The sequence below is a fragment of the Paenibacillus cucumis (ex Kampfer et al. 2016) genome (assembly GCF_019748695.1).
Classification (GTDB): Bacteria; Bacillota; Bacilli; order Paenibacillales; family Paenibacillaceae; genus Paenibacillus; species Paenibacillus polysaccharolyticus.
Genome location: NZ_JACLIC010000009.1, coordinates 201,123 through 212,996, shown reverse-complemented (window position 1 = coordinate 212,996; position 11,874 = coordinate 201,123). Strand labels below are relative to the sequence as shown.

Below are 11,874 nucleotides of genomic sequence, written 5' to 3'. Positions count from 1 at the left end.
TAATAGGAGATTAGCTTGGTCAGATATCAGGATCTATACCATATGTAGCGTCAATCCATTGCAAATATAAAAGTACCGGTGAAAATGCAGTCAAGGTAACAAGACTGGGATCACCGGTTTTTTACTGTGAAATTCGGTCATAATTCCGAACATTAAGCAACTGGCATATATAATTGTTCGCCATTTCATTTGACTTTGAAAAAGGGGACTGGTACACTAATATTGCTGCGTTAAAGCAGCGCAAACCTTCCCTTGAATGTAACGGAAGGACATTTTTACTGTCCGTTAGCACGCTTCTCAGTCGGTTTATTGCGTAACATGCCTGCCGGGATAGAGGACGGACAGACCAATACAAAGGTGCGCAAGGCACCCACGGAGGTATGTTAACTATGTCAACGGTAGTTGTAGTGGGAACGCAATGGGGAGACGAAGGAAAAGGTAAAATCACGGATTATTTGGCGGAGAGCGCTGACGTGGTGGCTCGTTACCAAGGAGGTAACAATGCTGGCCATACGATCCTGATCGACAACAAAAAATATAAATTGACGATGATTCCATCGGGTATCTTTTACACAGACAAAGCTTGTGTGATTGGTAACGGTATGGTTATCAACCCGAAGGCACTTATCGAAGAAATTAATTATATTCATGATAACGGATTTACAACGAAAAACCTGTCCATCAGTGAGCGTGCACATATCATCCTGCCTTATCATATGGTTCTGGATGCACTGGAGGAAGAGAGTAAAGGCCCGAACAAAATCGGTACAACCGGCAAAGGGATCGGCCCTTGTTACATGGACAAATCTGCCCGGATCGGTATCCGCATGGTGGATCTGCTGGATGCAGAAGATTTCGAATTGAAATTGCGTCATCTGGTTAAAGAGAAAAATCGTGTTATCGAGCAAGTTTACAACGGTACTCCGGTTGATGTAGAAGAGATTCTGAAGGATTACCTTGGTTATGCAGAAATTCTTCGTCCTTATGTAAAGGATACATCGGTTGTGCTGAATGATTCCATTGATGAGAATAAAAAAGTACTGTTTGAAGGCGCACAAGGTGTGATGCTGGACCTTGACCAAGGTACGTATCCATATGTGACTTCTTCCAATCCGTCTGCAGGCGGCGTATGTATCGGTTCAGGTGTTGGTCCAGCACGCATTCAGCAAGTTATTGGCGTAGCGAAAGCATACACAACTCGTGTAGGTGACGGCCCATTCCCTACCGAATTGCATGATGCGATTGGCGACCAGATCCGTGAGACAGGTCATGAGTACGGAACAGTAACCGGGCGCCCGCGCCGTGTGGGCTGGTTTGACAGTGTGGTTGTTCGTCACGCTCGTCGTGTAAGTGGCATCACAGGGCTGTCATTGAACTCTTTGGACGTTATGACAGGTCTGGATACCGTAAAAATCTGCACAGGTTATAAATTCCGTGGTGAAGTAATCACTCACTACCCGGCAAGCCTCAAAATGCTGGCTGAATGTGAAGCGGTATACGAAGAAATGCCAGGTTGGAGTGAGGACATTACAGGAGCGAAGAAGCTGGAAGATCTTCCGGTGAACACACAGAACTACGTGAAGCGTGTATCTGAACTGACAGGTATTCCGATCGCGATCTTCTCTGTAGGTCGTAACCGTGAGCAGACAAATCAGGTTCTGCCAATCTACGTATAACATGATATATGAATGATAGATCTACCTCCAGTTGTTGCTACTCAGCGGCGACTGGAGGTTTTTTGTGTCTGTTTCGGATATAATCCCGAGATTTCCGTCAATACTGGATAACAGGATATACGTTGAACGAATGAAATGTATATGGAGGGAGAAAAACAGAGATGAAGTTGCTGATGTGGTTTGTCAAAATGGTGCTTATCGTGTTGCTGGTCAGTTCACTGACGTTGCTTACGACAGGTTTAATCGTGCAATCGTATGCCAAGTCATTGCTAGCCAGTTTTAATATACAGTGGGAAGGTCAGCCCATGGGTCTGATGGGCATGTTCCAAGGGGCCTTGGGAGACAAGCAGTCTAGTGAGGGAGAAAAGTCAGAGGATCCGTCTACGGATCAGCGAGCGGGAACGAAAGAGGAAAAGGCTCCGGAGAATTCAATTTCGGTGATGGGCAACGGAACGACGAACTCCGGAACCTCCAGCAACGATGAAACGGGCGGAGCAGGAGCAAGCGGGGATTCTGGAAATGGAACAGTAGATGGCAACGGAACAGCGGCTGAACGTGACACGTCGAGTGGTCAAGAAGCGAACAGTAACCATGCAAAGGGCAATGATGCAATCGTTGTTACACCGGATGATATTACAGGCGCCAAAAACAAACTGCCAACGGAGGAAAAAGAACGTATTTTCACTCTGCTGATGAACAAGTTACCCCAAAAGGAAATGCAACAGATCTCAGGAGCGATGGAGGGTGGACTGACCGAGCAGGAACTGCGAGAGATTGAACAGGTGATCTCGAAGTATCTCACGAGTGAAGAATACGATGATTTGATGCAAGTACTGCAAGCGGAATAAAAAGGGTCGCGGTACCTTCTTAGCCCCGTATCCTCCAACTAATAACCAGTTAAACTGGGGAAATGTTACATTCATGTTGAAATCCATGATTCTTTCCCCATATAATTGCATGAAATAGTAGAGAACGTACCCAGGAGGAAGAGTATATGAGAATGAACCGTAAAGAACACGATATATAACAACAGAACCTCTCCTTAACACCGGCTCTCAGGCCAAGGAGTCGTGGCCCTCCGTTCATGCCTTTGTACCAGAGGTACGTTGTACCGATACCGGAGAAAAGCATGAAATGGACTATTGGAGGCCTAATAACTATGAAGACATCGAATAATGCAGGTTCTAAAAATACGATAAATACATCATCAATGATGCCGGCTGAACAACTTGCTGCAATGAAGGAACGATTTGAGCAAGGATTAAAGGAAGCAGAGCAGCCCTTCCATGGTTGGGATTTTGGATATATTACGGATAGTGGGCGGATGCAGAGTGGTGTGTTGTCCTGGTCTTACGACGAGATGGCACGGAGTTGTATGAAGGATGCGAAGCGAATGCTGGATATGGGCACAGGTGGTGGTGAGCTGCTGTCGAGCCTGCATCCGTTACCGCCATACACTTGTGCAACGGAAGGATACGCTCCAAATATAGCGATTGCGAAGGATCGTCTTAGCCCGTTAGGCGTAAATGTGTATCCTGTAACGGATGATTCTCAGCTTCCTTTTGCAGATGGGGAATTTGATCTAATTCTCAATCGGCATGAATCGTATAATCCACGGGAAGTCTGGCGCTTGCTTTCAGAAGGTGGAGTGTTTCTGACTCAGCAGGTAGGTTGGTCGGATTGCCGTGAGATCAATGATCGATTAGGCATCCCAATGCCATCTGATTATGCTGGATGGGAGCTCGATTTCGCCGTAGATCAGATGGTGAGAAACGGTTTTCACATCTGGAATCAGCGTGAAGCTACGCCTGTACAGCGTTTCTATGATATCGGGGCTCTGGTTTATTATCTAAACACCATCCCGTGGCAAGTACCTGATTTTACAGTAGAACGATTCCGTGAACCATTATGGGAGATTCATCTGGAGATGGAGCGGCATGGATTCTGGGAAGTGCAACAAAAGCGGTTTATTATAGGTGCAACCAAGAATAAGTGAAAATGAATCTTGCTTTAAGCGTGATGAGCCTGCCAGACTAAGAATAGAACAAGCCGATTTTAATCCTTCATCAGAGGTATTCTGATGGGGGATTTTTTGTATTTACATGAAAAATTGAATGAAATTCAGTAGGTCTTAGAACCTAGTCTTAGATTGAGATAAAAAGTACATAGTATAACTGGAGTTGAGGCATAATGGGTGATGGAACAGACGCTCTAACCTATGGATATATCAGGGAAACCAGATAGGACGCGGATTTTTCTTGTGAGGATAAGAGTTGAAATGACTGTAAAACCTGTGTTAAAGTATACGGGTGTGATAAAAGGTTAAAATTTTGACACTTTTAAGAGCACAGCTAAAGTCCTGCTTTTTTAAATAATCATAACAATGAACTTACTTGCATAAGACTCACCATGAGTGAAGTCCGATTCAAATGCGGATTAAGAAGTGCTGAAAAGGAGAGAATCATGAAAGGTTTCAGAGGCAAACGCCAACCGGATCAACACCGGGTACACGAACAATCCGGAGAACACCGGACGGCCGAAGACAAAAACAGCATGAGCATGTCCAACTTCAGTTCAAATAAGAAAAGAATTTTGTCATCGCGCAAATGGATCATTACCGCAACTTGTGGCATTCTGATTGCAGCATCGGTTGGATTCGGAGTTAAGCAATATGTGGCTTCCAATACGGTTCCTTATTATAAGGTTATAGTCAAAGGCACTGAAGTTGGAACCATTGCCAACGAGGCACAACTGCAGCAGTTGTTTGCGAAAAAAACCGAAGAATACCGGGAGAAGTATCCGGATGCAGAGATGGTGCTGAACACAGACGGAATTACAACGGAAACGGTAAGGGCATATAAACCCGAAGTGAACAGCGAGCAAACGCTGGACAAACTGGGCAACATGTTAACGGCTTATGCCAAAGGCGTGGAGCTTAAAGTGAACGGTGAAGTCGTCGGCATTGTGAAGGATCAGGAAACGGCAGACAAGATCCTGCAACAAGTACAGAGCAAATACATACCGGCATCGGCTGTGCGAAGCTCACTGAAAACCAAGTCGGTATCGGCGAATTCTTCTAAAAAAGATAACGGGCCAAGTACAACGTTAAAATCCGTAGACATCAAAGAAGAAGTGACAACGGATACGGTGAAGGCGGACCCGAATAAAATATTGGATGAGTCCGAGGCGGTTAAAGCTTTAACCGTTGGTAAAGACGCGCCTGTAACCTATGTAGTGCGAGAAGGGGATACGATCTCTTCGATCGCAGCCAAATATGAGATTACACAAAGCGAGATTCGCAAACATAACCCGGGTATCAAGGAGACATCCCTCCAGATTGGACAGGAGTTGACTCTGACCGTACCAAAGCCGGCAATCACGGTTAAATCGGTGGAGCAAGTGGTAGAACAGATTGAAGTGAAACCACAGGTTGAGGTGCGCAAAAGTGCTGAGCTGAAGGCAGGTACGACGAAAGTGGTTCGTCCAGGCCAAAGCGGGCTAAAAAATATGCAGTATCGCATCACCAAAGAAAACGGCGAAGTCGTTCGCGAAGAATGGCTGGGTCAGGAAGTTCTCAAAACTGCGGTGACTGAGGTAGTGCTGAGCGGAACTAAAGTGGTTGGCGAAGGCACAGGACAGTTTGCATGGCCTGTATCCAATGCGACGATGAGCAGCAGCTTCGGTCAACGTTGGGGGCGTCAGCACAAAGGTGTCGATCTGGTCGGTAATCGCGATGTGAAATCTGCAGATGAAGGTGTAGTTACTTTTGCAGGCCAAAAGAGCGGTTATGGGAATGTCATCATTATTAACCATCGCAACGGATATGAAACACTTTACGGTCACTTGAATAGCATCAGTGTTGATGTTGGCCAAGTGGTGGAAAAGGGCGACAGTATCGGCGTGATGGGCAATACCGGACGTTCCACAGGAACACATCTGCATTTTGAGATTTTGAAAAATGGTACAGCAGAAAATCCGATGACTTATCTGAATTAAGGATATATCACGATATTGAGTATAGTACACAAGGTGTCGCTTCACGATGCTGAGATGAGAACAAGGCCCGCTGTAAAGCTGGCCTTGTTTTTTTGGTGTGAAATATTTTCACAGGAAACGGCTTCCAAGAGGGGGTTCGGGATGTGACGGTGCCTCAGGTATGTTAAACTAGAGAGTATAAGTCGTTGACTATATTCAACACACAACATGATATGGACTATAAGCAATACAATAGATTAGAGAGACAGCGCCAGTGGCGGATTAAGCAGGATATAGGGGTGAATTCAGCCGATGCAGGGAAAGATTTTGGTGGTGGACGACGAGCAGCCCATCGCAGATATTCTGAAGTTTAATTTGGAAAAAGAGGGATACGAGGTCATCTGTGCGTTTGATGGTATTCGTGCGGTCGAACTGGCGTTATCCGAGAAACCGGATCTGATGCTTCTGGATCTGATGCTTCCGGGCAAGGACGGGATGGATGTGTGCCGCGAGGTGCGCGCTCATCTGGAGGTTCCGATTATTATGCTGACAGCCAAAGACGGGGAGATCGACAAAGTGCTCGGTCTGGAACTAGGCGCAGATGATTATGTAACCAAACCTTTTAGCACACGGGAGTTGCTCGCACGGGTCAAGGCTCAGATGCGCAGACAACAGAAACCTGCAGCGATTGTAGAAGCGCCGGAGGAAGAAGGAAAGCAGATATTGCGGCTCTTTGATCTGGCTTTTGATATGGACATGTATACGGCATACAAGGGCGGAGAACCGCTTGATCTGACGCATCGGGAATATGAGCTACTCTATTATATGGCCAAGCATTCAGGCAAAGTCATGACACGAGAGCATCTGTTGCAAGCTGTATGGGGATACGAATATTTTGGAGATGTGCGTACAGTGGATGTGACGATTCGCAGGCTACGGGAGAAGATTGAAGAAAATCCGAGCAAGCCGGAAACGATTCTGACTCGCCGGGGGCTTGGTTATCTCGTGCGCAGTGCCAAAAGCGTGGGGATATAATGGGCCGATTCTCGCAATTTTCGTTCTTTCGAACGATTCAGGCGAAATTAATTATTATATATGTGCTGCTGATTCTAATTGCGATGCAATTGATCGGGGTTTATTTTGTAAGTGCGATGAAGAACTCGCTCACTAGCAACTTTACAGAAGATTTGCAGGCACGGGCAGAGATGCTGTCGGTGTTAGTCGGTCAGACGATGGCTGGTGGAGAAGCGGAGGGTGGAGAGGACAAAACGGAGAACCTGCGTGTCCTGGTAAACAATCTGTTCAACATCAACGGTGCCGAGATTCAGGTGCTGGATGCCAGCGGCAAGGTGCTTACGACTTCGCTAAGTTCACATTCCGATTATATTGGGCGAAAAAATACCCAGACCGTTGTCAGCCGTGCATTGCAAGGCATTCGGGATAATGAGGAATATATCGTAGACGAGGATAATGTCCGCAAAAAAGTCGTCGCCAAGCCGGTTTTAACCGGCGGCAAAATTATTGGTGCAGTCTACATCGCCGCTTCGATGAACGAGCTGTACGCGACGATGGAAGGCATTAACAAGATTTTCATATCCGGTATTCTGATTGCCTTGGTATTAACGGCGGTGCTCGGTGTCATTCTGTCACATACGATTACCCAGCCGATTAAGGAAGTGACAAGGCGGGCAACCGCGGTTGCAGAAGGGAACTTCGATCAGCAGACACCGGTATTTGGCACAGATGAGATTGGTCAGCTTAGCCAGGCATTTAACTATATGACCAGCAGGCTGCGAGATGCTCTTTCCCAGAACGAAGAGGAGAAAGAGAAGCTGACCTCGATCCTGACCAATATGAGTGATGGTGTTGTTGCGACGGATGAGCATGGAAAAGTCATTCTCGTCAACCGCCGTGCCAGCAACATTCTCGGCATGCGCCCATCGGATATTGAGGGCAGGCACTTTGCTGTCCTGCTGGGTATTGATCCGGAGGACGCGGAAGCACTGGCAAGTGGTTTCACCGGCTCAACATTGCTCCAGATTGCTCCGGCAGGTCAGGAAGAGCCGGTCGTGATTCGCATGACGTTCACTCCTGTACACCGGCGTGAGCTGGGGATCACCGGCACAATTGCGGTACTTCAGGATGTAACGGAGCAGGAAGAACTGGAAAACTCCAGGCGTGAGTTTGTAGCGAATGTATCGCATGAGCTGCGTACACCGCTCACCACGATTAAAAGTTACGCCGAAGCGCTGGATGATGGGGCATTGGAAGACCCGCAGCTGGCGGGACGTTTTGTCGGTGTAATTCAGAATGAGACCGAGCGCATGATCCGTTTGGTGACGGACCTATTGCACCTGTCCAGACTGGATTCCAAGGAAGCGTTGCTACGCAAGCAACCTATCGATATTTTGGAGATGCTGGAGGAAGTCACGGATCGATTCTCCTTCCAGATGCATCAGAAGGACATTCAGTCTGTTCTGTCTGTGGAGAATGATATTCCAGCCGTTCCACTCGATCGGGATCAGATTGACCAGGTTCTGGACAATGTAGTGTCCAACGCATTGAAATATACGCTGGAGGGCGGCACCATTACGATCGCCGCCCGGCGTAGCGATGAGCATACGTTAGCTATCTCCGTATCTGACACAGGTATGGGTATTCCGCAGCGTGATCTGGATCGGATATTTGAGCGTTTTTACCGCGTTGACAAAGCACGCTCTCGCAGCATGGGGGGCACAGGGCTTGGATTGTCCATTGCCCGGGAAATTGTAAAAGCTCACGATGGAAACATCTCTCTTGAGTCTGAGGTAGACGTTGGCACAACGGTAACGTTCACATTGCCAATGCGTGATAAGGGAGGTGAGCACCTTGAAGGAACGGATTAAATCTCTGGTGCTCGCTTCACTGGTTGCAGCCAGTCTGATCCAGAGTTATTTCCTGATCTATCGTCTTCCTGGGGGCGGTGACTCTGTGGTGACCTCGGAGACAAACTACGTGAAGACCGAAAATATGGGCCAAGAGCGTAATATTGAGGAGTTAATTTTCCCGAATCAGATGATTATTCATCTGGGTCAGGATAAACATACGGTGTTTTACCCTGGCAACACGTTCTATCAATTGATCTATTCCAGGCTGAAAGGCCGGACGTTCGAGGATTTTCAGCGTCGCAATGTGCAGTCGGTGAATTGGGATCAGATTCGTAAGGAGAGTCCCGGCTTTGAGTTGTCGTTTAAGGAAGGCATGCCAGTGGCCTTGTTACAGCGAGTGATGCGCTTAGGAACAGATTCTCTTTTTCAAGGAGAGACAATCAACCGTATCGCTATATATACAACTCCAGATGAGACAAAGGCTCATGCGCTTTTTTTCAGTGCCAAGGGGGATGTGGTCTATGAGGCCACACAGGCCGACTTGACGGTGCAGGATGTGCAGCAACATGTCGATTTTGGGACGAGCTGGACACCGTACACGCTAATGGAAGGCGGATATTATATTCCGACGCAGGCACTGGATACGATTGAGGCAGATGTGCCGACAGGGCAGTTCACGGTAGAGCAGATGCAGCGCAGTCTGTTCACTGATCCAAGCATGACCCGGAATATTCGGGAAAAAGATGGATCAGAGATTTATACGGATAGCAAACGTAGTCTGCAAGTGAAGCAGGAGCAACGCTGGATCAGCTATACAGACCCGGCGGCACCGCCAGCTGGACAGAGTGATGCGTCCAAGGACGCACTGTTTGCGGTTGACTTTGTCAATCAGCATGGTGGCTGGAAAGGGCGCTCACACATGATGCTCAAATCAGCTGACAACAAAACGAAGTTGCAGTTCCAGCAGTATTACGGCAGTTACCCAATCTTGGATTCGATGCAATTCCGTTTCGGCACGATCAACATGGAAATGCAGCAGGAGACGGTATCTAGTTATGAACGATCTTTGGAATATTTGAACGAAGGTGCGGAGACGAAGAAGTCCATCAAGTTGCCCGGCGGGGATAAACTGAAAAATCTGATCCGCAAAGTAGCGGGTGAAAACCGTAAAGTCGTGGATGTATACCCGGCATATCGTCCATCTGCGATGGAGGATGGGTTGCGGCTGATCCCGGTTTGGGTGATCCGCTTTGGCAACGGTGAGGAGACGACGGTGTCTTAGCTTAGTCTCAATGGAGATGTAAATAAGGAGGTGAATGATCTGGATTGGGGACGGGCGAAAAATGTATTAATATATGCATTTCTGCTGCTGAATCTGGTATTGGGATATCAGATCTGGATGGATGCGCGGGAGACGGCCGGAGCCAATCTGGACTTCACCTCGCTCGCAGATAATACACAGCAGGCGATGGAAGAGAAGGGCATCCAGGTGCTGGCGCCGATTCCAAATGAAACGCCGAAGCTGCCGAAGTTGTCCTATGAGTTTACCGAAGAGGACAAGTCGGGGATTGAAGTGGAGCTGGAGGAGCCGGTGGACAGCAAGCTGATCTTCTCGCCAAGCGAGCTAGCGGACGCGCTGCAGGCGGAGATTCCGCAAATCGGCACGTACCGGCTGGATCAGCTGATGGCGGAAGATGGGGCTTTTGTGCTCCACCCGCTGGTGGACGGCAAATGGCCGCTCTTTAACGTGAGTCTGGAGCTGTTCTACAGCGATCAGAAAATCACGGGTTATCATCAGACTCCCGTGCGGATTACAACCGCCGAGGAGAGCGATCAGCAGGTGCTTCCGGCGTCAAAGGCGCTGGGAACGCTGATCGAAAACTTTTTGCCAAACAATGCAATTGTGAAAGACATACAGCTGGGCTATTACGGCCAGTTGTTCAATTCAGATATACAGGTAGCGATGCCGGCATGGCGGTTCGTGCTGGAAAGTGGCGAAGTGTTGTACGTGCAGGGCATCAGTGGGGATGTATTCAGTCCCAAGTCAGATAAACCAGGGGAGTAATGCGTTATGGGGATATATTTTACGGTGTTATCCAGTGGTTCGACAGGTAATGCCACAGTCATTCAGCATGGGGGCACTTCGCTCATGATTGATGCGGGTCTTAGCGCGAAGCGGCTGGAGGCATTATTTCTGGAACGGGAGATTTCGGGAACGGAACTGGATGGCATTCTGGTGACACATGAACATTCGGATCATATTAAAGGACTAGGCGCGATGTCTCGGAAATATAATTTACCGATCTATGCAAATACAAATACGTGGGCGGCTTTGGAGAAGTCGGTCGGAGCGATTCCCGAGGAGAACCGACGGATTTTTGAAACGGGTGAAAAGCATGATTTTGGCTCGCTACGCGTAGAGTCCTTCGGTATTTCGCATGATGCGGCTGAACCGGTAGGTTATACATTCGACGATGGTAGCGAGAAGTTGTCCGTTGCGACAGACCTCGGCTATATGAGCGACAAGGTTCGCGATGCGATCTCGGACTCGGATGTGCTCGTGCTGGAGGCGAATCATGATGTCGAATTGCTCCGCATGGGGCGGTATCCGTGGAACACCAAGCGCCGGATTCTGAGTGATATCGGGCATTTGTCGAACGAAGCCGCAGGTGCGGCGCTTAGTGAACTGATGAACGGACGCATCAAACGTACGTATCTGGCACATCTCAGCCGGGATCATAATATGATGGATTTGGCTAAAATGTCGGTGCGTGATGCGATGGAAAGCCGTGGCTGTTTTTATCGGGACCATGAGTTCAAGCTCTGTGATACGTATTATGATCGTCCTACACCATGGGATAGGGTGGGTGAGCCATAAAGCTGTCTAGTTCGGCGGCTTTGCGCTCCACTTCCTCGCGGGTGAGGATGCCTTTATCAATAAGCAGTTCAATGATGGTGCTGAGCGCGAGTGTGTTACGATAATGTTCTTCTTTGAGATCAGCCAGCTTGGCCGCCATATGAACTTCGTCCATAGCTGTGAGTGTTCGCGTGCGTTCCATTGTGGAATCCTCCTTCATTCTATGAAGCTTTGAATTGTTCTTTTACTATTATTGTAGTCAGGCTGGGTGGAAAACATTCCTCTTTTTGCCGCTAACATTCTCCGGGCGGGATGTGTATGCTGAAACTGTAGCTGTACCGCTTTGAATTTGGAATGAGTTGGGATTGAAAAGTTTGATGAATTCGAAAGAATAGCGCTTAGCGTATCCCATTTTGTGGTGATAGATAGTATGAACCTTTATTGTTAAGGGAGTTGTCGCGAAAATTTACGTTTATTTACGTAATTATGCAACTTTTTG

The 11,874-nt window shown here is 47.9% G+C and carries 10 protein-coding genes; 9 read left to right on the top strand and 1 reads right to left on the bottom strand.

Annotated elements, in window-relative coordinates; translation table 11 throughout:
- Positions 1 to 389: 389 nt before the first annotated feature.
- The 9 genes from H7T88_RS06145 to H7T88_RS06105 all read left to right on the top strand — a co-directional run bounded on the left by H7T88_RS06145 (position 390) and on the right by H7T88_RS06105 (position 11,396).
- Positions 390 to 1,676: an adenylosuccinate synthase gene (locus H7T88_RS06145; protein WP_090923571.1), complete on the top strand. Its 1,287-nt coding sequence runs from the start codon at positions 390 to 392 to the stop codon at positions 1,674 to 1,676.
- Positions 1,677 to 1,837: 161 nt separating this feature from the next.
- Positions 1,838 to 2,524 carry a hypothetical protein gene (locus H7T88_RS06140; protein ID WP_221787664.1) on the top strand — a complete coding sequence of 229 codons (687 nt, stop codon included), beginning with the start codon at positions 1,838 to 1,840 and terminating at the stop codon, positions 2,522 to 2,524.
- 389 nt (positions 2,525 to 2,913) lie between these two features.
- The gene (locus tag H7T88_RS06135) at positions 2,914 to 3,672 is read left to right on the top strand and encodes a class I SAM-dependent methyltransferase (protein WP_221787695.1); all 759 of its coding nucleotides are present in this window, start codon (positions 2,914 to 2,916) and stop codon (positions 3,670 to 3,672) included.
- A gap of 467 nt (positions 3,673 to 4,139) precedes the next feature.
- Positions 4,140 to 5,672: a LysM peptidoglycan-binding domain-containing M23 family metallopeptidase gene (locus H7T88_RS06130; protein WP_221787663.1), complete on the top strand. Its 1,533-nt coding sequence runs from the start codon at positions 4,140 to 4,142 to the stop codon at positions 5,670 to 5,672.
- A 291-nt stretch (positions 5,673 to 5,963) separates the two neighbouring features.
- Positions 5,964 to 6,686, top strand: coding sequence for a cell wall metabolism response regulator VicR (gene vicR / locus H7T88_RS06125; protein WP_221787661.1), 723 nt, complete (start codon positions 5,964 to 5,966; stop codon positions 6,684 to 6,686).
- Entirely contained in the window at positions 6,686 to 8,536 is a 1,851-nt protein-coding gene (gene walK, locus H7T88_RS06120; RefSeq protein WP_154889679.1) for a cell wall metabolism sensor histidine kinase WalK, read from the top strand. The genes vicR and walK overlap by 1 nt, the downstream gene beginning before the upstream one ends.
- Positions 8,520 to 9,800, top strand: coding sequence for a YycH family regulatory protein (locus H7T88_RS06115; protein WP_154889681.1), 1,281 nt, complete (start codon positions 8,520 to 8,522; stop codon positions 9,798 to 9,800). The genes walK and H7T88_RS06115 overlap by 17 nt, the downstream gene beginning before the upstream one ends.
- A 39-nt stretch (positions 9,801 to 9,839) precedes the next feature.
- Positions 9,840 to 10,583 carry a two-component system regulatory protein YycI gene (yycI, locus tag H7T88_RS06110; protein WP_090923623.1) on the top strand — a complete coding sequence of 248 codons (744 nt, stop codon included), beginning with the start codon at positions 9,840 to 9,842 and terminating at the stop codon, positions 10,581 to 10,583.
- Between the two features lie 6 nt (positions 10,584 to 10,589).
- Positions 10,590 to 11,396, top strand: a complete 807-nt coding sequence (locus tag H7T88_RS06105) for an MBL fold metallo-hydrolase (protein ID WP_090923565.1) — start codon at positions 10,590 to 10,592, stop codon at positions 11,394 to 11,396.
- Here H7T88_RS06105 and H7T88_RS06100 read toward each other — a convergent pair.
- Positions 11,365 to 11,577 carry a hypothetical protein gene (locus tag H7T88_RS06100; RefSeq protein WP_090923564.1) on the bottom strand — a complete coding sequence of 71 codons (213 nt, stop codon included), beginning with the start codon at positions 11,575 to 11,577 and terminating at the stop codon, positions 11,365 to 11,367. The two genes, H7T88_RS06105 and H7T88_RS06100, sit on opposite strands and share 32 nt — an antisense overlap.
- Positions 11,578 to 11,874 lie beyond the last annotated feature (297 nt).